At 44.7% G+C, this 24,258-nt stretch carries 28 protein-coding genes; 22 read left to right on the forward strand and 6 right to left on the reverse strand.

Translation table 11 applies throughout. From position 1 onward, the window contains the following. Window positions 1-74: 74 nt before the first annotated feature. Window positions 75-1,418: a glycoside hydrolase family 30 protein gene (locus NST25_RS11190; RefSeq protein ID WP_076274273.1), complete on the reverse strand. Its 1,344-nt coding sequence runs from the start codon at window positions 1,416-1,418 to the stop codon at window positions 75-77. A 133-nt stretch (window positions 1,419-1,551) separates the two neighbouring features. Here NST25_RS11190 and NST25_RS11195 point away from each other — a divergent pair, with 133 nt between their 5' ends. Then, complete coding sequence (locus NST25_RS11195) at window positions 1,552-2,346, forward strand: AraC family transcriptional regulator (RefSeq protein WP_076130362.1); 795 nt, start codon at window positions 1,552-1,554, stop codon at window positions 2,344-2,346. Between the two features lie 73 nt (window positions 2,347-2,419). Here NST25_RS11195 and NST25_RS11200 read toward each other — a convergent pair whose 3' ends face one another. Both NST25_RS11200 and NST25_RS11205 read right to left on the reverse strand, forming a co-directional pair. Further along, complete coding sequence (locus NST25_RS11200) at window positions 2,420-3,388, reverse strand: glycoside hydrolase family 43 protein (RefSeq protein WP_076130361.1); 969 nt, start codon at window positions 3,386-3,388, stop codon at window positions 2,420-2,422. 157 nt (window positions 3,389-3,545) lie between these two features. Continuing rightward, window positions 3,546-4,574 carry a glycosyltransferase family 4 protein gene (locus NST25_RS11205; protein ID WP_076280900.1) on the reverse strand — a complete coding sequence of 343 codons (1,029 nt, stop codon included), beginning with the start codon at window positions 4,572-4,574 and terminating at the stop codon, window positions 3,546-3,548. A gap of 141 nt (window positions 4,575-4,715) precedes the next feature. Here NST25_RS11205 and NST25_RS11210 point away from each other — a divergent pair, with 141 nt between their 5' ends. Next, window positions 4,716-4,952, forward strand: coding sequence for a DUF1572 family protein (locus NST25_RS11210; protein ID WP_076303043.1), 237 nt, complete (start codon window positions 4,716-4,718; stop codon window positions 4,950-4,952). A 63-nt stretch (window positions 4,953-5,015) separates the two neighbouring features. Here the strand turns inward: NST25_RS11210 and NST25_RS11215 are convergent, their stop codons facing one another. Then, on the reverse strand, window positions 5,016-5,816 hold the full coding sequence (locus tag NST25_RS11215) for a sugar phosphate isomerase/epimerase family protein (protein ID WP_256721092.1): 801 nt from the start codon (window positions 5,814-5,816) through the stop codon (window positions 5,016-5,018). Between the two features lie 202 nt (window positions 5,817-6,018). After that, complete coding sequence (locus NST25_RS11220; protein ID WP_340394009.1) at window positions 6,019-6,819, reverse strand: alpha/beta hydrolase; 801 nt, start codon at window positions 6,817-6,819, stop codon at window positions 6,019-6,021. A 381-nt stretch (window positions 6,820-7,200) separates the two neighbouring features. On the opposite strand from NST25_RS11220, the gene NST25_RS11225 reads away from it, so the two are divergent. The 10 genes from NST25_RS11225 (at window position 7,201) to NST25_RS11270 (ending at window position 18,436) form a co-directional block, all read left to right on the forward strand. Further along, entirely contained in the window at window positions 7,201-7,701 is a 501-nt protein-coding gene (locus tag NST25_RS11225; RefSeq protein WP_076280896.1) for a GNAT family N-acetyltransferase, read from the forward strand. 216 nt (window positions 7,702-7,917) lie between these two features. After that, window positions 7,918-9,987 (forward strand): bifunctional aldolase/short-chain dehydrogenase, encoded by a 2,070-nt coding sequence (locus NST25_RS11230; RefSeq protein WP_076186989.1) that lies wholly within the window; start codon window positions 7,918-7,920, stop codon window positions 9,985-9,987. 40 nt (window positions 9,988-10,027) lie between these two features. After that, the gene (locus NST25_RS11235) at window positions 10,028-10,786 is read left to right on the forward strand and encodes a DeoR/GlpR family DNA-binding transcription regulator (protein ID WP_036689767.1); all 759 of its coding nucleotides are present in this window, start codon (window positions 10,028-10,030) and stop codon (window positions 10,784-10,786) included. Between the two features lie 26 nt (window positions 10,787-10,812). Then, a complete protein-coding gene (locus tag NST25_RS11240; RefSeq protein ID WP_036689769.1) occupies window positions 10,813-11,541 on the forward strand; it encodes a (Fe-S)-binding protein in 729 nt (242 codons plus the stop codon). Continuing rightward, entirely contained in the window at window positions 11,538-13,091 is a 1,554-nt protein-coding gene (locus NST25_RS11245) for a LutB/LldF family L-lactate oxidation iron-sulfur protein (RefSeq protein WP_340394011.1), read from the forward strand. Before NST25_RS11240 ends, NST25_RS11245 begins: the two co-directional genes overlap by 4 nt. Continuing rightward, window positions 13,084-13,812 (forward strand): lactate utilization protein, encoded by a 729-nt coding sequence (locus tag NST25_RS11250; RefSeq protein ID WP_340394012.1) that lies wholly within the window; start codon window positions 13,084-13,086, stop codon window positions 13,810-13,812. Before NST25_RS11245 ends, NST25_RS11250 begins: the two co-directional genes overlap by 8 nt. 26 nt (window positions 13,813-13,838) lie before the next feature. Beyond that, a complete protein-coding gene (rhaB, locus tag NST25_RS11255) occupies window positions 13,839-15,329 on the forward strand; it encodes a rhamnulokinase (protein ID WP_340394013.1) in 1,491 nt (496 codons plus the stop codon). Between the two features lie 545 nt (window positions 15,330-15,874). Then, window positions 15,875-17,149, forward strand: coding sequence for an L-rhamnose isomerase (gene rhaA / locus NST25_RS11260; protein ID WP_076280893.1), 1,275 nt, complete (start codon window positions 15,875-15,877; stop codon window positions 17,147-17,149). Window positions 17,150-17,309: 160 nt separating this feature from the next. Beyond that, a complete protein-coding gene (locus NST25_RS11265; RefSeq protein WP_340394015.1) occupies window positions 17,310-17,948 on the forward strand; it encodes a Vat family streptogramin A O-acetyltransferase in 639 nt (212 codons plus the stop codon). A 110-nt stretch (window positions 17,949-18,058) separates the two neighbouring features. Continuing rightward, window positions 18,059-18,436: a YkvA family protein gene (locus tag NST25_RS11270; RefSeq protein ID WP_081383451.1), complete on the forward strand. Its 378-nt coding sequence runs from the start codon at window positions 18,059-18,061 to the stop codon at window positions 18,434-18,436. 16 nt (window positions 18,437-18,452) lie between these two features. Here the strand turns inward: NST25_RS11270 and NST25_RS11275 are convergent, their stop codons facing one another. Further along, the gene (locus NST25_RS11275; RefSeq protein ID WP_076130348.1) at window positions 18,453-18,845 is read right to left on the reverse strand and encodes a helix-turn-helix domain-containing protein; all 393 of its coding nucleotides are present in this window, start codon (window positions 18,843-18,845) and stop codon (window positions 18,453-18,455) included. Between the two features lie 150 nt (window positions 18,846-18,995). Between NST25_RS11275 and NST25_RS11280 the strand changes: the two genes are divergently transcribed. From NST25_RS11280 to NST25_RS11325, 10 genes are all read left to right on the forward strand, one after another. Continuing rightward, entirely contained in the window at window positions 18,996-19,670 is a 675-nt protein-coding gene (locus tag NST25_RS11280) for an NAD(P)H-dependent oxidoreductase (RefSeq protein ID WP_076218750.1), read from the forward strand. 187 nt (window positions 19,671-19,857) lie between these two features. After that, window positions 19,858-20,268 carry a CidA/LrgA family holin-like protein gene (locus NST25_RS11285; protein WP_036689778.1) on the forward strand — a complete coding sequence of 137 codons (411 nt, stop codon included), beginning with the start codon at window positions 19,858-19,860 and terminating at the stop codon, window positions 20,266-20,268. Then, window positions 20,268-20,954, forward strand: coding sequence for an LrgB family protein (locus NST25_RS11290; protein ID WP_036689780.1), 687 nt, complete (start codon window positions 20,268-20,270; stop codon window positions 20,952-20,954). Before NST25_RS11285 ends, NST25_RS11290 begins: the two co-directional genes overlap by 1 nt. A 94-nt stretch (window positions 20,955-21,048) precedes the next feature. Then, entirely contained in the window at window positions 21,049-21,228 is a 180-nt protein-coding gene (locus NST25_RS11295; protein WP_036689781.1) for a hypothetical protein, read from the forward strand. Between the two features lie 166 nt (window positions 21,229-21,394). Beyond that, on the forward strand, window positions 21,395-21,574 hold the full coding sequence (locus tag NST25_RS11300; RefSeq protein ID WP_076218748.1) for a hypothetical protein: 180 nt from the start codon (window positions 21,395-21,397) through the stop codon (window positions 21,572-21,574). A gap of 165 nt (window positions 21,575-21,739) precedes the next feature. Continuing rightward, window positions 21,740-22,306 carry a putative ABC transporter permease gene (locus NST25_RS11305; protein WP_036689784.1) on the forward strand — a complete coding sequence of 189 codons (567 nt, stop codon included), beginning with the start codon at window positions 21,740-21,742 and terminating at the stop codon, window positions 22,304-22,306. 146 nt (window positions 22,307-22,452) lie between these two features. Beyond that, the gene (locus NST25_RS11310) at window positions 22,453-22,929 is read left to right on the forward strand and encodes a DUF523 domain-containing protein (protein ID WP_076218746.1); all 477 of its coding nucleotides are present in this window, start codon (window positions 22,453-22,455) and stop codon (window positions 22,927-22,929) included. A 49-nt stretch (window positions 22,930-22,978) separates the two neighbouring features. Continuing rightward, window positions 22,979-23,125, forward strand: a complete 147-nt coding sequence (locus NST25_RS11315; protein ID WP_155288116.1) for a hypothetical protein — start codon at window positions 22,979-22,981, stop codon at window positions 23,123-23,125. 168 nt (window positions 23,126-23,293) lie between these two features. Continuing rightward, window positions 23,294-23,743, forward strand: coding sequence for a DUF4362 domain-containing protein (locus NST25_RS11320; protein WP_076303035.1), 450 nt, complete (start codon window positions 23,294-23,296; stop codon window positions 23,741-23,743). A gap of 30 nt (window positions 23,744-23,773) precedes the next feature. After that, window positions 23,774-24,247, forward strand: coding sequence for an NUDIX domain-containing protein (locus NST25_RS11325; protein ID WP_076130372.1), 474 nt, complete (start codon window positions 23,774-23,776; stop codon window positions 24,245-24,247). Window positions 24,248-24,258 lie beyond the last annotated feature (11 nt).

Genomic DNA, 24,258 nt, shown 5'->3' on the forward strand with positions numbered 1-24,258 from the left:
ATTTAATAAAAAAGGAGGTTCTCTCTGTGCGCTGGCATAAAGAGAACCTCTTTTTTATTAGGAATGAACCGCTGCTACTTAATTAGCAGGGTTTGAATGGCATGAGCCGGAATCATGTTCTCAGCCAGTTCGTCATGGAAGCGCAGGGTGAATGGAAGCTCTTGCTCTGTGCGGTTCATAACGATAACAGCAATAGTGCCATCAGGGTTGCGGAAAGCTGTTGTTTCAAGCTTATCTGTATATTTGGAGAAACCAATGCGTTTAGCACCCGGACGAATATATTTACTGAAGTGCCCGATGTAATAGAAAGAGCTCTCAAAAGTAATTTCATCGTTTTTGGTATCTCCGATAATTGGAGCGTCACAGTAATTTCCTACATGATTAGGTCCACCTTGCTCATCCAAGACAATGTTCCAGTCTGTCCAGCTCGACATCCAGTTGTTCAGATTGCCAATGATATCATGTCCGTAACGTTCACCGGTGTTCCATGAGCCGAGATGAACGCCACCTTCTTGGCAGCCTTCGCTGAAGAACAGCTTTTTATCTGGGAAACGATCATGTACAGCAGAGAGGGCTTCGAAGTGATCACCGGAATACCAATGGAAGCAAATTCCCCATATGTATTTGGACGCTGCTTGATCTTCAAAAGCAACCTTAGCACGGTCATATACCCGTTCTTTGTTATGATCCCAGATCATAACTTTTACATGGCCCAAGCCCGCTTGTTCCAGAGCAGGTCCCAAGTAGTCACGCACAAAATCCTTTTCTTCTTCAGCGGTATACAGGCAGGAATCCCATCTTTGTACAGCTTTGGCTTCATTCTGAACACTGACAGCCCAGATATCAATCCCTTCTGCACCGTACGCCTCAATATATTTAACGAACATGTTAGCCCAAGCCTCACGATATTCAGGCTTAAGAGCTCCGCCTCCGTTCATTTGCCCGTTTGTCTTCATGAACGCTGGAGGACTCCATGGGGAAGAGAACAGACGAAAATCTTCACCTACTGCTGCGGCAGCATTTTTTATGAGGGGGATAATTGATTCGTGATCTCTGGAAATATCGAATGAACGTAGCTCCGCATCGCCTTCCTCTACATAAGCATAGTTGCCCAGTGAGAAGTCGCAGCTTTGGATGTGTGAGCGGCAAAGGGTGTATCCGATGCCGTGCTCAGGATGAAAATAAGCGTCAATGATTTCTTTTTGTTTAGCTTCACTAAGTTTAGCGATAGTAACGGCAGAGGACTCCGTAAGGGCTCCACCAAAGCCTTCAATTTCTTGATACTCCAGATCATCATAGATATTGATTAGCTCTGATTCGACTCCTGACGTATCGGGAAGGAAAATCAGAGGGTCCTTTTCTGTTAAACGATCCGTGGTTTCTTTAGCGGTTTGAATGACGCGAATAGTTTTACTCATAATGGTTGATAACCTCCTACATATGAATTCTGTCTTTATTATAGAAGGAGATTCACTGCACTTTGAAGAAACTATATGGCTAAGAACCTCAACAATCTGGTCATTGATTACTATAGAAAGAGGAGCAAATGCGATGGAAACAAACAGCGTTCAAATTAGTTTGTGTGGATTTATCCGCCATACTCAGCCTTTTCGGCAACTATATCGCAGTGGGTTGGATACCTATATCATCAGGCTGCAAGCCGAAGGGGAATGTGAAGTCCTCATTGATGGAGAAATGACTACCGTAGTACCTGGGGATCTACTATTATTTAAGCCCTATGATATATATGATCTGAGAATCGGTGAAAAGAAAAGTCCTCTGGGACATAGTGTGGACTATTTTGTAATGTGTACAGGGGAATGGGTGGACCACTGGTGGAACCTGCGTGAGCGACCCAAAAAGGTAAGAATTGCGGATGATGGTAAGCTGCAAAGTATATGGCAACAGCTTGATCTGGAGAATAGAAGACTAGACGGGGGTAGCCCTGAAATACTAGAAGCGCTATTTAAAGCTTTATGTTTACTGTTAGATCGGGCTATGGAAGAGGCACCTGCATCATCTTCGGCTTCACTTCTACACGGACTTAAGATGAAGAGTTATGTGGAGGAGCATGCTACTTCAGAGATCAGACTAAAGGACGTAGCCGCTCATGCTGGAATTAGTGTGACAAGGGCCGTGCATGTATTCAAAATCCAATTCGGTTATTCTATTATGCAATATGCGGGGCAAATCCGGCTTGCGATGGCACTGAGATTAATGGACAATACCAATTACACCTTAGAGCGTATAGCAGAGGAGACGGGTTTTGGAAGTTATACCTATTTTCACAGGGTGTTTCGGGAGCGTTATGGTGTCTCGCCAGGTATTTATCGAAAGAGAGAGTAGAAGGTTTAGCAGTAAAAAGAAGCTGCCCCATAAATCACAGAATAGGGCTTAGGGGCAACTCCTCGATTAGACGTTAATTATAGTAAGGCCAGCCAGCTGAATCCCATTCGAGATCACTGATTAACAATTTGGGTGCACCATTCTCGGCGACACTGTAAGCATGGCGGACGATAACGTTGGTTCCATATATATCCTGTCCACCAGGACCCGCCCAAAAACTGTTGCCGCTATCGATGACCGTAGCCCCGCCATTTTTCATATCAGTACCGTCCTTTGCATAGAAAGGCCCCAGTACGCTGGTTGAGCGTCCCACTGCAATTTTATAGGTGCTGTTTACGCCTGAGCAGCATTGGCCAATGGATACGAATAGATAATAATATCCGGTATTTGGATTGTAAACCATGCTGGAGCCTTCAATCCCCCCGGATTTAGTGGCAATGCGATAGGAGTTGCCCGTTGGCTTCATGGTTGTTTTGTTGATGGAGGTAATGTAAATCCCGTTGCTCCAGGAACCGAAGGTCATCCATAGGTTTCCGTTAGCATCTGCCGTAATGTTAGGATCAATGGCGTTATAATTGGAGGCGTCATTTGACGAGATAACGACACCTTGGTCCGTCCATTTTCCCCCGGAGATCGATTTAGTAGTTACTAAACCAATAGCAGACACTCTTGAGCCGAATGTGGAGATAGAATAATAGAGGTAATAGGTACCGTTATAGTAGAAAATTTCTGGAGCCCATACATCTAGCCCTTCTTGATTGGGAACATAAGAGCTCCACCAGGAGGGTTTCGAGTTATAAATCGGGAGGGAGCGAATATAGTTCGTTCCATCGTTTGAAAACATCACTTGGAGACCTGATCCCGTGCTGAATACCCAATGTGTGTTTCCCTCTTTGATATATGAAGGGTCGTGTACGTTGGTATCTCCAGTCAGATTCCAGGTTGCTGCATAAGCTTGCGATCCTGCTGAAAAAACAGTTGTAAAAAGCATTAAAAAAGACAACAATAACAACCGATAACCTTGCCTACCTTTTTTCGCCATATTCCTTCTCCTTTTAGTTTAGATTTCCCTAAAGTGTTTCATTATTTTGCAATTGATAACGCTTACATAATATCTTGTATTATTTCTCTAGTCAATGATTCTTTTGGATCAATAAAAAAGCAAATCTCGGCCATCGGAGACTTGCTTTTTTATATTTTTATAATAAATCTGTGATCGCTTGTTCAAATAATCTGACACTATTTTCCCAAGTCCATTTGCGCGAATATCTTTCCCCCTGCTCCGCTAATTTAGTTCTTAAGTTGGGATCACGTATTAAGCGGATGACATCTTCACCGAGCCGGTTCTCATATCGATAAGAGAGCAAACAGTTTTTCTTGTGATGGGCGTATTCCATATTCCCGCCCGAATATACACAGACTAACGCTGCTCCACAACGCATGGCCTCAAGTCCCGGTAAAGAGCCTGTATCAAAAATACTTGAGCTAACAAAAATATCCGCACCGTTATAGTGATAGCAGAGCTCCTCATCATTTGCTGGCGTAAAGAACCGATATTTGCCAGTAGCTTTCATTCTTTGGAGAATTTCTGAGGTGTTGAACTCGTCAGGCGGACTGATGAAGTTAATATTTACATCGGGATATTGGCTTTTTACGTAATCCAGCTGTTCTATAAGATAATCTTGCTCACGGTGCCAGGAGAAACCTCGTTCTGTTTTTCTTAATATAGCTGTTATGTTTAAAGGCTCTTGAAGACTGTGACGGATATTCATATTTTTAAAAGAGGAGCTAATGCCAATGGGCACGATACTGCCGGTGATGCCATGATTTAAACGGATCAGCTCCTGCTGCCAACGTGATAAAACGATTAGATGCTCAGTGATGTGATAGGAGGGGAAGGAGCGTCCGTTATCCGGTAAAAAAGGTGGCTCATAACATAAAGATAAACGTACATGAACCCCTTTTCCTTGTTGGCTTGCTGCTTGGGCGATGGGGACAGTTGTAAAATAATTAGAAACAATGACGTCTCCGGGAGGAAAGTCATGCTCGTGAATATTCATATGTGAGGAGCGGATTACGTTTGCGCGCACATCATAAGAAATAGCGCCATCCACAGGCAAAAGGAGATTGACCTGATGACCCAAGTCTGTCAGCCCATTGGTGAGCTCTACTAGCATACGTTGTGCTCCGCCATGAGATAAGGTCAGAATAGGGAATGTGAATCGCATTGATAATCCCGTCCCTTCCAAGTTAGAGCTATAATATGAAAAAATATGATTCAATCGTTCCTTTTTTTATTTTATTCAGCTCCTATAGAAAAGTACCATTTATCAAGTTTATAAACAAAAGGAGAAGGAAGAGGGGGGAGTATGAGGGAAGAAAGCCGTTCGGTGGTGGGCAATTTGACGAAGGCTGATCTAGAACGGGAGGTCACCATTAGTTTCCCTGAGGGGGCTGGAATGGAGAATTATACTTGGAGTATTCAAAAGATTATGATCGGAGCGGCAGAGCATTATTCCTATCATACAGGTCAAATCGTATATGCCTCTAAATTGCTGCAGAAAGAGGATGATCATCTGCTCAATAACTGGAAGCATTATTTTTGAGCATAGATAAAGCTGGGGATAGATGCGCAGCTGCTGCTAACACCTATCCTCAGAAATGGATTTTTATTGTGTTATAGGTGCAAGCTTCTTCAGTAAAGCAACGGTTTCATTAACCTCCAGATCCTTGATATCTTCTAATGACACATCGATCATTGGCTTATATACTTGGAGTTTGCGCAGGAAAGCCTCGGTATGGAATACTCCGCTGCCTGCTTTTCCGTGGTATGCTTTTTCACCATCTTGATAGATATCTTTTAAATGCGCCAGAATGATACGGTCGCCGAATAATCTGAAGGAATCATCGACAATTTGATCCTGCAAATGCGCAGCCGTGCCAATAAAATTACAAGGGTCCAATACAACACCTATACAGCTTGATGGGACTTCATCTAAGATGCGGCGCATCTTGTCTGGTGTAGAAAGTGTATGTGTGCAGACCCCTTCTAGTCCTAGAAAAACGCCCCATTTTTCAGCTTCCTCTGCAAGTTCTTCTACAGTTGCCCTTAACGTATCCCAGCCGATAGCTTCGTAATGGATCGGATCTTGTGCTTGAAAAGTAGTCAGCGCACCTGTTTCTGTTGCCACCATAGGTGCGCCGAATTGGCGGGCATAACGAAGATGCTCTTTAAAACGATTGATCTCAGCTCTCCGGATGACAGGATCCGGATGAACAGGGTTGATGTAACAGCCCAAAACACCGATACGTATTCCTGCTTTGTCAAATTGTTCGCCAATATAGCTGGCAAGACCTGGACTTAGTTTACCGGTAGAAGTGTCGATGTCCTGAATGGCTTTGGATAATGCAAGCTGAACAAAATCGATATCATAATTCTGAAGGGTTGCAGTTAACGACTTGAGCGGCAAGCAGCCAAATGTGTGGGCCAGAGTTCCGTATCTGATGAGTAACCTCTCCTTTAATAGAGTAAGTATGAGTAATAACCTTCATAATAGTAACGCTTTCATAAGGATGCAAGTGATTTATCATTATCGCGGGTCAGGAAATTGATGATTTCAGTGTTGACTCTATCCGGTTGCTCATGATTAATGCCGTGTCCCGCACGGGGGATCACTTGGTAATGAAACTTTCCATACTCAAAATATCTATGAAGTCCTTTGATTGTTTTAACGCGTGTTCTCCTACTAAAAAATAAAGCTTATCTCTGACGGCAACTGCGGCGTTTTTATCGTATTTTTGAAGCTTATGAACAAACATAGCTTGCTGATTATGAGCTCGCATTAAAAGAATTAGATGAGCAGCTACTTCTGGGTGATTGTCAAATAAAGGGGAGTCAGGCGCACTTAACTTCTTCAGCACTTTCAGTAAATTGCGATCCGTGGGAATCAGAATCTCTGGGAACATCATCATTAGCGTTTGCAGCATGGCTTTGATGGGTGTGGTGACCATTCCGCCTTCCAAACAAATCACACGGTTCACTTTGTCCGGTTGCTTGGTTGCATAATTAAAAGCAATATAGGCGCCATTTGACACCCCTGCAATATTAAAGATGTCTATGCTCAGATGTTTGGCTATTTCATGAATCCATTCCACCTGCTCAAACTTTTGTTTATTAAAGTGCGCATTAGGAATACTTTTTCCGGGTCCGCCCAGAGTATCAATAGCAACGCAGTAAAAATGCTGCGACAATTCCTCGATGTTAAGGAGCCACATGACCGCCGAGTTATCACCAACGCCATGAAACAGAAATAAAGGGGGATTACTCTTTTGCCCGGTAAGGATACAATGCGTCAGCCCATATGTGGTTGGGAGATCGAGCTCTTCAAGAGGAATAGGCCACTGATTAACTAGCTGTTGGTAGGATTGCCACACTCGTTCTTGCACCTTGGCATTCTTAAAGCTATTTACCATCACAAACCTCCTTAGTGAAAATACAACATCTGTATCTTATTCCAATAAGTATACTACGAGAGTGGGGAAGGAGGAGCGCGCAATAGGAACATTCCTGTGAAAAGAGGGGTGCAGACCAGATAAGTGTATTTCATACAACTAAATTGCTACTTTACTCTCACTACGGTGAAATAGATGTACTTCGTACAACTATTTCTCTCGTATTTAGCTGATTCAGCTAAATTGGGCGAATTTAATTGCACAAAGTACACTTAACACATTAGGCGTGAGCATTGAAGTTCATTTTAGTTGTAGAATGTGCAATTAAATAATGCATGCCGGTCTCTTTTGCGGTAAATTTTGATAGGGAAGTTATTAATAACGTTCTAGGTGGGGATGATTATGCTCGTTGAGCTAAAGGAAGCTAGTGTTTCAGATGAACGCGATATTTTTGAGCTGATTGTGGAGATAGGTCCGGGGGAAAATGGATTCGTCAATAACGGATTTGATCTGGCTTACAGTCAATTTCCTGATTTCATCCGGGATCGGATAGCACTTTCACAAGGTGATAATCTTCCGCCACAGTATGTAGCACAAACCAACTACTGGCTACTGATTGACGCTTATCCTGTTGGTGTCGGAAAACTAAGACATTCCTTAAATGATCAATTGAGGAAGTCCGGTGGACACATCGGTTATAGTATCAGACCCAGTGAAAGAGGAAAGGGTTATGGCACGATTTTTTTGGCAGAGCTGTTAAAAAAAGCTGCGGACATGGGGATTGATAAGGTCATGCTGACTTGTGAGCCGGACAATATATCTTCGAGAAAGGTTATTGAGGCGAACAAAGGAATACTACATGGCATTGAGAATGAAAAATGTAACTACTGGATCACCCTTTAAGCTGGTGTGAAAAATAGGGGAGGAGTTGCCAAGAGGCAGCTCTTTTTTGTTATTCGCGATGTTATTGTAGTTCATCCAATAGAGATTCGTCTAAAATGTGAAAAAAATTTAAAATTTTGTTGAAAGCGCTCTATTCAAACACAAACAAATAGTTTAAAATCAAAACAAACAAAAATAAACAAAAAAACAAACATTCAAAAACGGAGGTATTCACAAATGGTACAAAACTTATGGGATTCATCTCGGGAAACGAAATTAGACGGGGGATTGGATGCATTAGTGTTCCGCTCTAATCTGCTGGGCGAAGATCGCAGAGTCTGTAACTTTGGCGGAGGGAATACCTCCAGCAAAACGATAGAATTGGATTTTCGCGGGCGTGAGGTAGAAGTAATGTGGGTGAAGGGCAGCGGCTCTGACCTTGCTACGATGAAAGCAGGCAACTTTACCGGACTAAGGCTTCAGGATATTGCCCCGTTATTTGAACGTGATGAAATGCCAGATGAAGAGATGGTAGCTTATCTCGCAAATTGCATGATTGATCCTAAACATCCGCGTGCTTCTATCGAAACGTTACTGCATGCATTTTTACCTTTCAAGCATGTGGATCATACGCATCCAGATGCCATTATCAGTTTATGCTGCGCTCATAACGGTAAGGAAATTGCCCGTGAGATTTATGGGGATCGTTTCGTATGGGTGCCATACATCCGTCCAGGCTTCACTTTATCCAAAATGATTGCCGAAGGTGTGCTCGCAAACCCGAAAGCTGAATTAGTGCTGATGGAGAAACACGGTCTCGTGACTTGGGGGGATACACCTGAATCTTGTTATGCCAAAACAATCTCCATAATTAACGAAGCGGAAAGTTATATTGAAGAAAGAATTGAAGATCAGAACCTATTTGGCGGCCGCAAATCAGAAGCACTTCCAGAAGCAGAGCGGCGGGCTGTAGCGGCGGCAGTGATGCCACTGATCAGAGGCGCGGTCAGCGATGAGCGTAAAATGATTTTGACCTTCGACGATGCGGAGGATGTGCTGCGTTTTGTAGGAGGGGCTGACTCGGAGAAGTTATCCGGTGTAGGCGCAGCTTGTCCAGATCATTTGGTACATACCAAAATGAAGCCGCTTTTTGTTGCGTGGGAGCCAAATACCAATGATATCGATGGCTTGAAGGCGAAGCTGAGCGAAGCGATTAGCGATTATAAGGAGCAGTACAAAGCGTACTTCGACCGTAATAAACATGAAGGCGATGTAATGTTCGAGGCTGCGCCACGTGTGATCCTGATCCCTGGCGTGGGCATGATCAACACAGGTAAAAGCTGGAGCAATTCTAAGATCAGCGGAGCCTTGTATCACCGGGCGATTGCTGTTATGCGCGGAGCTACTGCGCTGGGAGATTTCGTCTCTCTAAGTGAGAATGAATCGTACAATGTGGAATATTGGCCCCTGGAATTATATAAATTATCATTGGCTCCGGCAGAAGCGGAGTTCTCCCGTAAAGTTGCCTTTATTACAGGTGGTGCCGGGGGAATTGGGAGTGAGACGGCTCGTCGTTTAGTATCAGAAGGAGCGCATGTTGTATTGGCAGATCTCAATCTGGAGGGTGCACAAAAAGTAGCGGAAGAGATTAACGCTAAGTTTGGTGAAAATCGTGCATTCGCCGTTAAAATGGACGTAACTCAGGAAGAGCAGGTAACCGCAGCTTATGCGGAGACAGCCCTTTTTTATGGCGGGGTCGATATTATTGTTAATAATGCTGGGCTTGCAACCTCCAGTCCATTTGATGAGACTTCATTGAAAGAGTGGAATTTGAATATTTCTGTGCTGGGCACAGGATATTTTCTCGTTGCACGCGAAGCTTTTAAAGTGATGAAGGAGCAAAAAATCGGAGGCAGCATGGTATTCATCGGCTCCAAAAATTCTATTTTTGCAGGTAAAAGCGTCTCGGCTTACAGTTCTGCCAAGGCGCTCGAAGCCCATCTGGCCCGCTGCATAGCAGCTGAAGGTGGAGAGTTTGGCATCCGTGCCAATACGATTCTGCCCGATGCAATTCTACAAGGATCTGCCATCTGGAATTCGAACTGGCGTAATGAACGGGCGGCTGCTTACGGGATTGAGCCGGATCAATTAGAGGAGCATTACCGTAAACGCACGACGCTGCTAGTTAATATTTATCCACGTGATATTGCCGAAGGCGTTGCTTTTTTTGCTTCTTCCAAGTCAGAGAAAACTACGGGTTGTATGCTGACAATCGACGGTGGAGTGCCAGCAGCTTTTACTAGATAAGAAGTAGCTTGAATATAGATAGGGATAACGGAGGGAAATCATGCTGATTGCAGACAGATATGAACGAATCGTAGAACTAGTGAATGAACGTGGCAGCATCCGTGTCTCAGAATTGAGTACATTATGCCAAGTGACGGAAGAAACCATTCGCCGCGATCTGGATCGATTGGAAAAAGCGGGGCGGCTGCTGCGTTCGCATGGCGGAGCAGTTAGCCTGCGTGACCGGCAACCGGAGACTCCTTATGCCGAACGAGAAATCATGAATGCAGCGGAGAAACAGCGGATTGCCCGTGAGGCGGTAATGATGATTAAGCCGGGCGATCGGATTTTACTGGATGCCAGTACAACGGCTTGGTATATGGCTTCGCATTTGCCGGATATGCCTCTCACTGTGTTGACCAATTCTACTAGAGTGGCAGCAGAGTTAAGCGGGAAGGAGCGGATCGAGGTCTTTTCTACAGGCGGGCAACTGAGCCGCAGATCAATGTCCTATGTGGGTCATTTAGCAGAACGTTCGCTTGAATTGTATCACGTGGATAAAATGTTTTTTTCCTGCAAAGGATTTCATCTCGAACGTGGCGCTAGTGAATCAAATGAGCTGCAAGCTATGGTGAAACGAAAGATGATTTCTATAGCGGAGCAAGTGATCTTATTATGCGATTCCAGTAAATTCGGAATTCAAGCGTTCACACATTTTGCGGCTCCTAGTGATGTGGATGTTCTAATAACGGATTACAGCCCTGTTGAAGAACAAATGAAGCAGTTGCAGAAGCTGAACATCGCAATAACGACGGTGTAGTAAATAGTTGTGCAGGAGGTGAAGGCATGAAGGTATCGATGTTTATAACCTGCGTCAGCGATGCCGTGTTCCCGAAGGTCGGGGAAGCCATGGCTCGTCTGCTGGCCAGATATGGCGTACAGCTGGAGTTCCCGGAGGTGCAGACCTGCTGCGGACAGCCTGCGTACAACAGTGGATATTGGAATGAAGCGCGGCAAGCTGCACTTACGATTCTGCAGGCCTTCGATGACAGTGATTTTGTCATTGCACCTTCCGGATCCTGTACGGGGATGCTTCATCATTACCCTAAGCTGTTTCAGGATGATCCGGTTAATCTGGTCAAGGCGCAGAATTTGCAACGTAAATCCTATGAATTCAGCCAGTTTATGGTGCAGGTGCTTGGCGTAACTGATCTAGGAGCAGTGTTTCCGCATAAGGTTACCTATCATCCTTCCTGTCATGGCACAAGGATTCTAGGGATTCGCGACGAACCTATGCAGCTTATGCAAAATGTGAAGGCGATGGAGCTGGTACCACTGCCTTTTGCTGAGGACTGCTGTGGGTTTGGTGGAACCTTTGCCGTGAAAATGTCTGATATCTCCGGGGCGATGGTCACTGAGAAATCAGATCATGTGCTGGAGACGGAAGCAGAAATCCTAACGGGTCTGGATATGGGTTGTCTGATGAATATTGCCGGGAATCTGCGTTACCGCCGCGAACCCGTTCGAGTTATGCATTTAGCAGAACTACTGTATGAGGGGGTGACTGATAAATGAGTCAAACCACCACCAATCTAACGGCGAAATCAGAGAACGGGAAGCCAGCAACAGTAAAAGAGCGTGCAGACTTGGCACTGAATAATGACTTTTTACGCAAGGCTGTTCGTTTTACCACGGAGAGACTGCGTGATGGAAAACAAAAAGCAGCTAACGATCATGGCCACTGGGAAGAGTGGCGTGAACGTGGGCGGCAAATCCGTCTACACACGATCGCCCATCTTGATTACTATTTGAATCTTTTTGCAGACAAGGCAAGAGCAAACGGCACACATATTCATTTTGCAGCAACGGGTGAAGAGGCTGTGAAGATTGCCCTTGAAATCGCGCAGCGAAAACAGGCAGCTTCTGTGGTCAAATCCAAATCAATGGTTACTGAGGAGCTGCATTTAAATAAGGCGCTGGAATCCATTGGTGTGGAGACCATAGAGACGGATCTGGGGGAGTATATTATCCAGCTTGCCGGGGAAACCCCGTCACATATCATTATTCCGGCGATTCATAAGAACCGCTACCAGATTGCCGAGCTGTTGTCCAAAGAGGCAGGGGAGGAGCTTTTGCCTGAAACTACTATCCTTGCTGGATTTGTACGGCGAAAGCTGAGAGAGAAGTTCCTTGATGCGGATATCGGAATGACTGGCTGTAACTTTGCTATTGCAGAGACGGGTTCGATGGTGCTGTTCGAGAATGAAGGCAACGCTCGTATGGTCACCACTTTACCGAAAACACAAATTACCCTGATGGGGATGGAGCGGATTATTCCTTCGTGGAGTGATCTTGAAGTGATGGCTACATTATTGCCTCGTTCGGCAACAGGGCAGAAGTTAACGGTATATATGTCGGGTATTTCTGGTCCCCGCAGAACCAACGATGGTGATGGGCCGGAAGAGCAGCATATTATTATTCTTGATAATGGCCGATCTGAGCAGCTAGGCGATCCTGAGTTTCAGGAGCTGCTGAATTGCATCCGCTGTGGAGCTTGTCTGAATGCTTGTCCTGTCTACCGTCATATTGGCGGTCATGCATATGGGGGAACGTATAGCGGACCTATAGGAGCGGTGTTGACCCCGGCGCTGAATAAAAATGTAGATCAATGGGATGACATCGCCTCAGCCTCTAGCCTATGCGGAGCATGTTATGAAGCCTGTCCGGTCAAAATTCCTCTGCATGATATGCTCATCTATTTACGGCGGCGGAAGGTTGAACGTGGTTATGGGGATAAGGCAGAAGGTCTCGGCATGAAGGGTTTTGGGGCGATTATGGCGAAGTCACAGCGATTTAGTAATGTGATGAAGGTAGGTAGAATCGGGCAAATGCTGCTCGTGCGAGACGGAGGAATTCCGTCGAAACTGGGGCCGCTGAAAGGCTGGAACAATTATCGGATCGCCCCGAAGCTGGCAGATCAATCCTTCCGTGAGAGCTGGAAGGGGCTGCAACAGGAGCTAGACAAGAACAGTCGCGAAATGGACCCGGCGATACAGAAGCGAATGGAAGATTTACTAGCGAAGCGGAAGCGGGAAGAGCTGGAAGGAGGGGCCGGACATGACTGAAGAGACGCACAGTAACTGGTTGGAACGTATGGAGCAGGATTCACGTGAAAAGCAGCAGGGATTCATGAATGATATCGCTCGCCGCCTGAAGCGGCCGAGAATTACTGAAGCTCCCGCACACCCTTTTCGCGGCGCACCGCAGTACTGGCAGCAATTCAAGTGGAGTCCGGAGGAAAGGATTGAACAATTTACGGCGAATTTTCAAAGTGCCGGTGGCCATGTATTTCGTGTGCAGGATATGGATGAAGCCAAGGCTTTTATCGTCAGCAAAGTCAATGAGATGCTCGCACGGTATATTCTCCGGCAAAATGTCACCGAGCTAGCAGCACTTCGACTAGAGGAGGAACTCACAGATACACGGGTGTCTGTCTGGAATACGGATGATCAGGAGGCATGGAAAGCTAGGGCGGCCGAGGCTGATATTGGAATTGTGATTGCGGATTATGCAGTTGCCTATACAGGCTCCATTACTGTGCTGTCCTCTGAGGATAAAGGCCGTTCAGTCAGCTTATTACCTACCGCATTAATTGCCATCGTGCCATTGGAGCGGCTGAAGACTCGTCTCGGTGAGGTGCTTATTGATTTTGATGAAGCTGGGCCATCGGGGCTGCCGGCGGGCATCCATTTTATCTCCGGACCTAGCCGTTCAGCGGATATTGAGAATGATCTGACGATAGGCGTGCATGGTCCAGGAATCGTATTCGCTTTGCTAGTAGGCTGATAGGAGATAAGGAGTGTTGTATAGGGATGAATACACAAGCTCATAATCAAATGCAGTATCACATTGCTGTTGATATCGGAGCCTCTAGTGGGAGAGTGGTCTGTGGAACCTTGCAGCAGCCGGGAGGAACCCTGTCTATAGAAGAAATTCATCGCTTCAGTAATGGATTCGCTGAACAAAATGGTAATCTTTATTGGGATATAGATTATTTAGTTGCTGAAATCGTCAAGGGCTTACAGCAGGCCAAGGCTAGAGGGATCGAGCGCTGCACCGTGGGCATCGATACTTGGGGTGTCGATTATGTACTTCTCGATCAGGAGGGGGCGCGGATCCATGAGGTTTTTTCTTATCGTGACTCCCGTACAGATGGAGCGATAGAGAGGCTGCATCGTAATATCTCAACTGAAAGCGTTTACGAAAAGGTGGGGATACAATATCTCCCGATTAATACGTTGTATCAGCTGTTTGTGCATGATCAGGCGGAGCTGGAAGCAGCACATTCCATCCTCCTGATCCCTGATTATCTTTATTATCGGCTTACGGGTCGCAAGATTAGTGAGGTGACGATAGGTTCCACCTCTGGGATGCTGAATCTTCACACTCGTGATTACGATGAGGATCTTCTGTCGGTGCTTGGTCTTTCAAAAGAGCAATTCCCTCCCTTAACAGAACCTGGGGAACCCGTTGGGAGGTTGACGGAGGACTTGGCGGCTCGCGGTGATCTTCCAGATTGCGAGTTCATAGCAGTAGCCTCTCATGATACAGCATCAGCTGTATTAGGGGTTCCAGCAAACAGCGAGAAATGGGGATTTCTCAGTAGTGGTACTTGGTCACTCATCGGGGTGGAACGGGGTTCAGCCATCACAAGTAAAGAGGCAATGTTACGTAACTATACGAATGAATGGGGAGCCTACGGCTCATTCCGGTTTCTTAAAAACATTATGGGCATGTGGTTGATTCAAAAGGTTCGTGAGGAGTACGGCGGACAATACAGCTTCAGCGAGCTGGTAGAGCTGGCAGCACAAGAAATCCCTTTTAGATCGATCATTTATTGCAATGATGAACGGTTCATGAATCCACAGAGCATGATTGACGAGATCCGCAGCTATTGTGTGGAAGCAGGACAGCTGGTCCCTCAAACACCTGGGGAAATGGCTCGATGTGTATTTGATAGTCTTGCTTTATCTTATTATTTCTACATTCAGGATCTCCAGCAATTGACGGGTGACAACTTAGAGAGGTTGCATATCGTTGGCGGAGGTGCGAATAACGGTCTGTTGTGCCAGATTACGGCAGATCTGTTGGAGATGGAAATTCACGCCGGACCAACGGAATCTACGGCTTTAGGCAATCTGGTGGTGCAGATGATCAGCACGGGTGCTGTAACTGATCTTCAAGAGGCGAGAGAAATTATAAGTCGTTCATTCCAAGTAACATCTTATATACCGAAGGGGATGGACCCCACGACCAAAGAAGCGGCTTTGGCACAGTTCGCCCGGCTACAGGTCGTTAATTAGTAGCTAAGTTTAGTGGAAAACGAGCGAAAGAGAGGCAAAAGTGCCTCTCATCGAGCGCAATACGCGGAACACGAGCTAAAGAGAGGCAAAAGTGCCTCTCATCGTGCGGCGTATGCGGAAAGTGAGCTAAAGAGAGGCAAAAGTGCCTCATATCGAGCGCGATACGCGGAAAACGAGCCAAAGAGAGGCCAAAATGCCTCTCATCGAGTGCGATACGCGGTACGCGAGCTAAAGAGAGGCAAAAGTGCCTCTCATCGAGCGCAATACGCGGAACGCGAGCTAAAGAGAGGCAAAAGTGCCTCTCATCGAGCGCGATACGCGGAAAACGAGCTAAAGAGAGGCAAAAGTGCCTCTCATCGAGCGCGATACGCGGAAAACGAGCCAAAGAGAGGCAAAAGTGCCTCTCATCGAGCGCAATACGCGGAAAACGAGCTAAAGAGAGGCAAAAGTGCCTCTCTTTGAGCGGAGTACGCGGAAAACGAGCTAAAGAGAGGCAGAAATGCCTCATCTAAAACACACTAAGTTAAAAATCAGGAGGCTCAAACATGGAGCAGAGTAAAGAGAGCTTACAGAGCATTCAGAACAGCTACAATGAAGCGAAAAAGCTTTACGCACAGCATGGGATCGAAGTAGATAAAGTGTTGGAGCAGCTAGCGGAAATTAAGATTTCTTTGCATTGTTGGCAAGGTGATGATGTGAAGGGTTTTTTGAATAAGGAAAAAGAACTGAGCGGCGGGATCGCAGTCACCGGAAGTTACCCGGGGCGGGCCGGGAATCCGGAGGAGCTGCGCCGGGATTTGGAACAGGCTCTAGCACTCATCCCAGGGCAACATAAAATAAATTTACATGCTATTTATGCGGATACAGAAGAGACTGTAGATCTCGACGCGTTAGAGCCTAAGCATTTTGAGCGCTGGGTGAGCTGGGCCAAAGAGCAGGGACTCGGATTGGATTTCAATCCTACCTGTTTTTCTCATGAAAAAGCAAATGATGGCTTCACATTGAGTCACCCAGATCCTGAGATCCGCAACTTCTGGATCGCTCATTGCAAGGCCTCACGTCGAATCGCCGAGTCCTTTGGTCAAGCATTAGGTCAGCCTTGTGTCACTAATTTTTGGGTTCCAGATGGTTATAAAGATACGCCGATCGACCGCTTGTCACCAAGGGTACGGCTTCAGCAGTCACTCGATGAAATCTTCAGCGAGGAAATCGATCAGCAATATAACATTGATGCTGTAGAAAGTAAGCTGTTTGGTATTGGTTCGGAAAGTTACGTGGTTGGCTCACATGAATTCTATATGGGTTATGCGCTAAGCCGGGGTAAGGCGGTGTGCTTCGATGCTGGGCATTTCCATCCAACCGAGACGATTTCGAATAAGCTGTCTTCCTGGCTGCTGTTTGGGGATCAATTACTGCTGCATGTTAGCCGTCCAGTACGCTGGGATAGTGATCATGTGGTTACTATGGACGATGAGCTGCTCGAGATTGCCCGTGAACTGGTTCGTGGTCAGTTTCTGGGCAGAACGCATATTGGATTAGATTTTTTTGACGGAAGCATCAATCATGTTGCTGCTTGGGTGATCGGAACACGAAATACATTAAAAGCTTTGCTTCGTGCTATGCTGGAGCCAATCGAGCAATTGAAGCAAATTGAGCTGGATGGAGATTACACTTCAAGACTTGCTTTGGTCGAGGAATTTAAATCGTATCCGTTTGGAGCCATTTGGGATTATTATTGTGCGAAGAATGGCGTACCGGTCCGGGAAAGCTGGCTAAATGAAGTGAAACAGTATGAGGCTGAGGTTTTATCGAAAAGATAGAGGTAGAAGTAGAAGCAGAACGAGCTTTAACAATATAAGTAGATAAAAGATAGGCGGTTACCGGCAGGTAGCCGCTTTTTTATGTTTATGAATCGTGCATGATTTGAATTCAGCTCTGATCTCTGCTATGTTTTATCCAAAAGAGAGCGAGGCGCAAACTATGAAACAATATGGACCGAACCCGAATACGCTCTATCCCAATGAACAAATTAAAAGTATCTGCTATATAAAAAATGCGATTACAAGAGACAATATCATTGTTGGCGATTATACCTATTATGATGATATAAACGGTGCAGAGAAGTTTGAGGAACGTGTGACTCATCATTATGATTTTATTGGCGATAAGCTTATTATTGGAAAATTCTGCGCGATTGCCAAAGGCATTGAATTTGTCATGAATGGTGCCAACCACCGGATGAATTCGGTTTCGACCTATCCGTTTAATATCATGGCCCATGGCTGGGAACAGGCGGTCTCGGATTTAAAAGATCTGCCGCTAAAAGGTGATACAGTCATCGGAAACGATGTTTGGATTGGACAAAATGTTACGGTTATGCCAGGTGTGCATATTGGAAACGGAGCAGTTATCGCAGCCAATTCTACAGTTGTAAAGGATATCCCGGCGTATAGTGTAGCTGGAGGAAATCCCTGCAAAGTGATTAGACAACGTTTTGATGATGAAATGATCGAATATCTTGAAGCGCTGAAGTGGTGGGATTGGGATGCTGAGCGAATCTTTAAGAATCTTGAAGTGTTATGCAGCAGCGATTTAACGAAAATCAAAGCGATCAATTAACCGTAAGTAGGTTCAGGATACGGACTTTAGTTTATCTTAAAGATATAAACCTCAATTGAGGGAATACTTTAGGTATGTACGTCATATGAACCTTTCGGAGGGAACCGGCAATGAAGAAAGATAAGGTCAAGAATAGCATGGAGCTCACTGCAGAGGAATTTCCATATAGCAAAGAAAATGAGGAAATGGTAACGCAAAATTTTTGGACGAAAACTAAAAAGTTCGCAGGCAAAATTCCATTTACTAAAGATGCTATCGCAATGTATTATTGTGCCGTCGACGCTAAAACACCTTTATGGGCGAAAGGAATTGCTTTCGGTGCATTGGCTTATTTTATTTCTCCTATAGATGCTATACCCGATGCGATTCTAGGCCTTGGATTTACAGATGATGCAGCGATTATCGCAGCAGGCATTAAAGCGATATCCGGTCAGGTAACCAACGAACATAAGGAAAAAGCTGCAGCGTTTTTTAATGGGGAAAAATAAAAGGTGCAGCATTGAGCTACACCGTAATATCTGTACCTTCAGGACAGCTTTCTGCGGAAAGCTGTTTTGTTTTGTACACCTCGCCCCAATCTTTCATGAGTTTAATAATAGGAATCAGTGTCTTGCCGAATTCAGTTAAAGAGTATTCGACTTTTGGGGGAACCTGATGGTAGACCTCACGGTGTACAACCCCATCCTCTTCCAACTCTCTTAGTTGCAGGGTCAGCATACGTTGGGTAATGCCCGGGCAGATCCGGCGGAATTCGTTAAAACGTTTCGTGCCATCAATCAAGTGATAGATGAGAATTCCTTTCCATTTGCCTCCTATAACGTCCAGTGTAAATTCTACAGGGCAAGCTTCTTTGTTGCTTTCCGGGAAATTTCCAAAGCCACCTTTTCGGTCACGCATAGCTGTTCAACTCCCATGGTATCATTTTGTATACTACATAACATTATTGTGCGTACTTTTAAAGAAGTGATATATACACTAATATTAAGCATGTGATCGGCAAACAGTCAAATGCTCGTCGATGCTAACCAAGTAAAGGGAGTGTTACTCATGGATACTTTATCGTTAAACAAGAATGAAATCCTGTCTGCATATCAGTTCAGACATGCAACTAAAGAATTCGATAGCCGTAAAAAAATTAGTGAATCGGACTTTCAATTTATTCTGGAAACTGGACGATTGTCACCAAGTTCATTCGGATTCGAGCCTTGGCGTTTTGTGGTAGTACAAAGTCCGGAAGTACGTGAGAAATTACGTCCTTATGCCTGGGGCGCACAAAAGCAATTGGCAACCGCAAGCCATTTTGTGCTTATTCTCTCACGTCTTCCTAAAGATATGGCTGCTGACTCCGATTATATTAAAGGGATCATGGAGAATGTGCAGGAGTTGCCTCCGCAAGGAATGGAAGGAAAACGTAAAGTTTTTGATAAGTTTTTGAAGGTTGATTTCGGACTGATGGAGAATGAGCGGGCAATGTTCGAATGGAGCTGCCGGCAGACTTATCTGGCGCTTGGGAATATGCTGACTTCAGCTGCGTTAATCGGGATCGACTCCTGCCCAATGGAAGGTTTTGATAAAGCTAAGGTTGAGCAGATTCTGGAAGAAGAAGGGATTTTGGACGCTGAGCATTTTGGAATCTCCTGTATGGCAGCTTTCGGATATCGGCTGAACGAACCACGTGGTAAGACGCGTCAAGGTGCAGAGCAAGTAATTCAGTGGGTTTAACGAAATTGAATCTTAATCTTTGAGCCTGTAAAGTCTCTGTATTCTGGGGATTTTGCAGGTTTTTTTGCGATATTTCTTATAAGATTCAAAAAGTAATTGAAAGTTTCATGAAAACTCTGATACCCTTATGAAGGTGACTCCATATTAGCGCTATCGCTTTAACTTAATAATGAAGGGATCCTGCATCATGAAAATCATTCGCATTATTATCCAAGTGTTCCTGCTATATTTGTTCTACTTGGCTGGGGACTATCTGCAAAAGCAACTGCATCTCCCCGTTTCCGGGAGTATCGTAGGATTACTGTTACTTTTTGTTCTATTGCTATTCAGGGTCGTGCCTGTGAAGTGGATTGAAGAGGGTGCTACAACGATATTAGCTTATCTTCCGTTATTTTTTATTCCAGCGACAGCTGGGATCGTGAATCATATGGATATCTTTAGTGGTAGAGGTTTACTATTAATCCTAATCCTTATCGTTAGCAGTGTTCTCACGATTGCCGCAGCTGCACATTCTAGCCAATGGCTTACTAGCGTAAACAACAAGCTGAAAGCGGGATGGAGCGGCAAGAGACTAAGCGAAAAGGGGAAGGAAATATAATGTTTTTTATCGCAACAGGTATTGTACTGCTTAACGTAGCTATTTATTTGATGATGTCAGTAGTATATAGACGATTTCGTATTCCTGTACTTATTCCCGCGCTTACAGCAACAGTGATTGTTGTAACTTTACTACTATATTTTCATATTCCGTATGATACATATATGATAGGCGGCCAATGGATTAATCAGCTGCTCGGTCCTGCTGTAGTATCGTTAGCCTACCCATTATATAAACAACGTAATGTGTTGATTGAGAATCTCCCGGCAATTCTGGGCGGAGCCATTGTAGGTCTGCTTATAGGGATGTTTAGTGGACTGCTTTTGGCGGCAGGTCTAGGCTTCTCTAAATTATATGTTTTATCTTTATTACCTAAATCGATCACTACACCTGTAGCGATACAGATCTCGAACAGCTTAGGTGGGGACTCTTCTTTAACCTCTGTATTTGTTATGATTGCTGGATTTACAGGTGCGATTGGCGGACCTTTTATCATCAAACTGTTTAGAATTCGTAGTGAGGTTGGAATCGGAATTGGTCTAGGAACCGCTTCTCATGCTCTAGGAACAGCAAAGGCCTTGGAATATGGTGAACAATCCGTTTCGATGAGCTCGGTTGCGATGACTGTTTGCGCCATAGTTGGCTCTTGTATCGGCCCACTTGTAGCGTGGATGATGTACCCTTAAATTATTCTTTTAATTGGACTATGTTTGCAAAACACTCCATCGGGTAACTATAACTAAGGAACAAAAAAAGCAAAGCACCTGAGGAGGATTTCACATGTCCGATCACACACAAGATGAAGCGGAAATCCGCAACAAGGAAAATAAAGAAGGCGATTCATTAGCTGAAATTAAGAAGATGGAGAACGGTGTAGACATCGAGCCAGAGGCAGATGAGTGGGTAGCCAAACCTGCTGAATCCTCACACCCAGATCCGCTTCCCGATAATTTGGAGTAAATGATTCGGAAGACAGGCTGTCCTTTAGGGGACAGTCTGTTTTTGTTGATGAATATAGTAAGTATTGTATAATAAATAAAAGTACAACCTCATCAGAGTGTTTTCTCCAAGTTCGTCTTAGCTTTTCGCAAATTTCACAGATCTTTGCCAACAGGGAGGAAATGGAATGCGTAGTCGGAATGAGAACAGCCGTTACCGGCAAAAACGTGGTGAGGCTCTAGCAGGAAACTTTGAGAAAAAGTACGGTTCAAACTTTGGCGTACGCAGTGAGCTTAAGATGGATGCACTGAAGAAACCAAACGACGATCAGTTGCTGACGACACCTCATGAAGAAGAGCATAAATAATTAGAAGGTAACAAGTGGGAGACTTTTACTCCTGGAATTCTGGAATGGAGGCATAACCTTTTGGGTTATGTCTTTTTTTGTGCGCATATTTCCAGAACGATCAAGACATAATAGGGCCGGATGGACAACTAAGAAAATAATGACAACGGGAGGCGAGATTAGGTCATGATTATTCCTATATTTTCGTTAAGTGGAGATATAGCAGTTACTGTGGTGGGCCAATACTTTTTTTATTTTATGGTCTATTCCTTTTTAGGTTGGGTATTGGAAGGGACCTATAATTTATACAGTAATGGAAGCTTTCGCAAAGAAGGATTTCTAAAAGGTCCATTTAAGCCGATGTATGGCTTTGCTCCACTATTGCTATTGATTGCTAGAGATTTGACGCTGCCACTTCCGCTTTTCCTATTTCTTGCGCTAATCATTCCTTCTGCTGTTGAATTTATAAGCGGTTGGCTGTTAAAAACGGTATTCCATAAGCAATGGTGGGATTACTCAGGAATGTCTTATCAACTGCAAGGGCATATTTGCCTGCGTTTTTCTCTATATTGGTGGGGGCTTTCAGTAGCTAGTGTGTATGTAATTCAGCCGCTTATGGAGCTTTTATATTCGGGTGTTCAGCCTATTTGGAAATTCGTGCTTCCGATCGTGGGGTTCTACTTTATGGCGGATTTATTATGGACCTGCTGGAGCCGGTATCGGATGGAGAAAACCCCTCAATATCAGAAATAATGGTTTTCTATATGTGTACTACGAGTCTTCTTTTGTGTATCAAGCACAAACATTTCGTGGACAGGCATTTCGATATTGCATATCCGTTTCTAGTCATAAATAATATAGCAATATATTAAATACTAGACGGACTGGTGGCGATAACGATGACAGGGAAGATTCTAGTGAGCGCATGTCTGTTAGGGCATAAAGTACGTTATGATAATGGCGATGTTCCGTGTCTCGATGCCCGATTCCTAAAGTGGTATGAGGAAGGGCGTTTTGTCCATATTTGTCCAGAGGTAGTGGGAGGTTTGCCAACCCCTCGTCCTGACGCACAGCGGCAAGGAGATCGGGTAGTGACGGGGGCAGGCGTCGATGTTACGGAGCCATTTATGAAGGGGGCTCAAGCCACACTAAAGCTGGCTAGGGAGCATCAGGTTGCATTAGCTATTTTAAAACAAGACAGTCCTTCATGCGGAAGCCTGTATATTTATGATGGAACCTTTAAGGATACGAAAGCACCGGGAGAGGGCACCACTACGGAGCTGTTGAGGAAAAATGGGTTTAAAGTATTTGGCGAAGATCAGCTGGATGAAGTCGAGCAGGAACTCGCACGTACGGACGGGCAGGGCATTCTTTAAGTAATAAATAGGCTGTAGGATACATAGTGTGTATAAGGGGAACGAAGCAGTGTCCTTGGGAGAGGAAATGCCGTCCGATGAGCCATCCTTCATTTGGGATAGGAGGCGGACGCAGATGAGTATTGATCAGCTCATTGCTTTGCTCGTTCTTGTCATTATGATCGTACAGCTTGCTGGCACAAAAGGTAAACACTAAGTCTCACCTCATTGTAACTGCTTCCGGAGCTCAGCATTTTTTGAGTTCGGAAGCTTTTTTTGTCCACGGCTATGCATATTGTGAAATCTAAAGGATTCCTTCATAGTGATGTCTAATATACATATAGTGGGTTTTTGGGAAGTCCAAGGAAAGAATTTAGGGGGAACTATGAAATTTAGAACATGGATAATCATTGTGCAGTTATTTATGATTGCTGTGCTTGTAGGCGTGTTGGCGGCCGATCTAGGTGAGACAGGCTCAGATGAGTCTAAACATGATGATATTTTAATACATTTTGATCAAAAAGATTTAAACAGGATGAAAGAAACCGTTCAAAGGTTTAGTGAAGGTAAAGGAGATAACCTGATGTTGATTGAGCCAACCACGGATAGTGGACGGTTAATTCATGATTTCTATTCTAATGGTAAAGAGCTTCATTGGGTAAAGGATGATACAAGAGATGCATGGAGTAGTAGTCCTAAGAAGATCGAATATGTATGCCAAGCGATTGAACTAATAGAGACAGATGAGCGGTTTAATGTCGAGTTATCTCAATGTAATGTTCAGCCAGACGGTGAGAAAATAAACGTGATCAGCTTTTTAAAAGAAAGATTATAAACCCATTTACGGAGAGGATGGATGATCAATATGCCGATGTCTGAGTACTATCAAGGGATTCGTGGGAAAGTGGGCTCAGAATTATTAATGATGCCTTCCGTAGCTGCAGTAGTAAGAAATAAAGAGGATGAGATTCTGTTCATCCGCAAGCCAGGAGAATCTTTGTGGGGATTGCCTGCGGGAGCGATTGAGCCAGGGGAGCGTCCCGGAAGAACCTTACGCAGAGAGGTATATGAAGAGACAGGGTTGATGGTTCATCCTACGTCGATTTTAGGTGTTTTTGGTGGAGCGAAATATAGATACGAATATAGTAATGGCGATCAGGTAGAATATACGGTTATTGTATTTGAGTGCTCTATCATCAGAGGAACGCTTAGAGCTATAGATGGGGAGATCGAAGAATTTAAATTTTTCAAAGAGAACGAGCTGCCAGAGATTGCAATTCTTTATCCTAGAGAGATTTTTATAAAAGACCGAGAGAAGACTGCAACGATATTTGAGTGACTGAGAGAAGT

This window comes from Paenibacillus sp. FSL E2-0190 (genome assembly GCF_037992965.1).
Lineage (GTDB): Bacteria > Bacillota > Bacilli > Paenibacillales > Paenibacillaceae > Paenibacillus_AQ > Paenibacillus_AQ odorifer.

Excerpts from the sequence above, each read along its gene's own strand:
- NST25_RS11190 (WP_076274273.1), bottom strand. The coding sequence starts at position 1,418 with ATGAGTAAAACTATTCGCGTCATTCAAACCGCTAAAGAAACCACGGAT.
- NST25_RS11195 (WP_076130362.1), top strand. The coding sequence starts at position 1,552 with ATGGAAACAAACAGCGTTCAAATTAGTTTGTGTGGATTTATCCGCCAT.
- NST25_RS11200 (WP_076130361.1), bottom strand. The coding sequence starts at position 3,388 with ATGGCGAAAAAAGGTAGGCAAGGTTATCGGTTGTTATTGTTGTCTTTT.
- NST25_RS11205 (WP_076280900.1), bottom strand. The coding sequence starts at position 4,574 with ATGCGATTCACATTCCCTATTCTGACCTTATCTCATGGCGGAGCACAA.
- NST25_RS11210 (WP_076303043.1), top strand. The coding sequence starts at position 4,716 with ATGAGGGAAGAAAGCCGTTCGGTGGTGGGCAATTTGACGAAGGCTGAT.
- NST25_RS11220 (WP_340394009.1), bottom strand. The coding sequence starts at position 6,819 with ATGGTAAATAGCTTTAAGAATGCCAAGGTGCAAGAACGAGTGTGGCAA.
- NST25_RS11225 (WP_076280896.1), top strand. The coding sequence starts at position 7,201 with ATGCTCGTTGAGCTAAAGGAAGCTAGTGTTTCAGATGAACGCGATATT.
- NST25_RS11230 (WP_076186989.1), top strand. The coding sequence starts at position 7,918 with ATGGTACAAAACTTATGGGATTCATCTCGGGAAACGAAATTAGACGGG.
- NST25_RS11235 (WP_036689767.1), top strand. The coding sequence starts at position 10,028 with ATGCTGATTGCAGACAGATATGAACGAATCGTAGAACTAGTGAATGAA.
- NST25_RS11240 (WP_036689769.1), top strand. The coding sequence starts at position 10,813 with ATGAAGGTATCGATGTTTATAACCTGCGTCAGCGATGCCGTGTTCCCG.
- NST25_RS11245 (WP_340394011.1), top strand. The coding sequence starts at position 11,538 with ATGAGTCAAACCACCACCAATCTAACGGCGAAATCAGAGAACGGGAAG.
- NST25_RS11250 (WP_340394012.1), top strand. The coding sequence starts at position 13,084 with ATGACTGAAGAGACGCACAGTAACTGGTTGGAACGTATGGAGCAGGAT.
- rhaB (WP_340394013.1), top strand. The coding sequence starts at position 13,839 with ATGAATACACAAGCTCATAATCAAATGCAGTATCACATTGCTGTTGAT.
- rhaA (WP_076280893.1), top strand. The coding sequence starts at position 15,875 with ATGGAGCAGAGTAAAGAGAGCTTACAGAGCATTCAGAACAGCTACAAT.
- NST25_RS11265 (WP_340394015.1), top strand. The coding sequence starts at position 17,310 with ATGAAACAATATGGACCGAACCCGAATACGCTCTATCCCAATGAACAA.
- NST25_RS11270 (WP_081383451.1), top strand. The coding sequence starts at position 18,059 with ATGAAGAAAGATAAGGTCAAGAATAGCATGGAGCTCACTGCAGAGGAA.
- NST25_RS11275 (WP_076130348.1), bottom strand. The coding sequence starts at position 18,845 with ATGCGTGACCGAAAAGGTGGCTTTGGAAATTTCCCGGAAAGCAACAAA.
- NST25_RS11280 (WP_076218750.1), top strand. The coding sequence starts at position 18,996 with ATGGATACTTTATCGTTAAACAAGAATGAAATCCTGTCTGCATATCAG.
- NST25_RS11285 (WP_036689778.1), top strand. The coding sequence starts at position 19,858 with ATGAAAATCATTCGCATTATTATCCAAGTGTTCCTGCTATATTTGTTC.
- NST25_RS11290 (WP_036689780.1), top strand. The coding sequence starts at position 20,268 with ATGTTTTTTATCGCAACAGGTATTGTACTGCTTAACGTAGCTATTTAT.
- NST25_RS11295 (WP_036689781.1), top strand. The coding sequence starts at position 21,049 with ATGTCCGATCACACACAAGATGAAGCGGAAATCCGCAACAAGGAAAAT.
- NST25_RS11300 (WP_076218748.1), top strand. The coding sequence starts at position 21,395 with ATGCGTAGTCGGAATGAGAACAGCCGTTACCGGCAAAAACGTGGTGAG.
- NST25_RS11305 (WP_036689784.1), top strand. The coding sequence starts at position 21,740 with ATGATTATTCCTATATTTTCGTTAAGTGGAGATATAGCAGTTACTGTG.
- NST25_RS11310 (WP_076218746.1), top strand. The coding sequence starts at position 22,453 with ATGACAGGGAAGATTCTAGTGAGCGCATGTCTGTTAGGGCATAAAGTA.
- NST25_RS11320 (WP_076303035.1), top strand. The coding sequence starts at position 23,294 with ATGAAATTTAGAACATGGATAATCATTGTGCAGTTATTTATGATTGCT.
- NST25_RS11325 (WP_076130372.1), top strand. The coding sequence starts at position 23,774 with ATGCCGATGTCTGAGTACTATCAAGGGATTCGTGGGAAAGTGGGCTCA.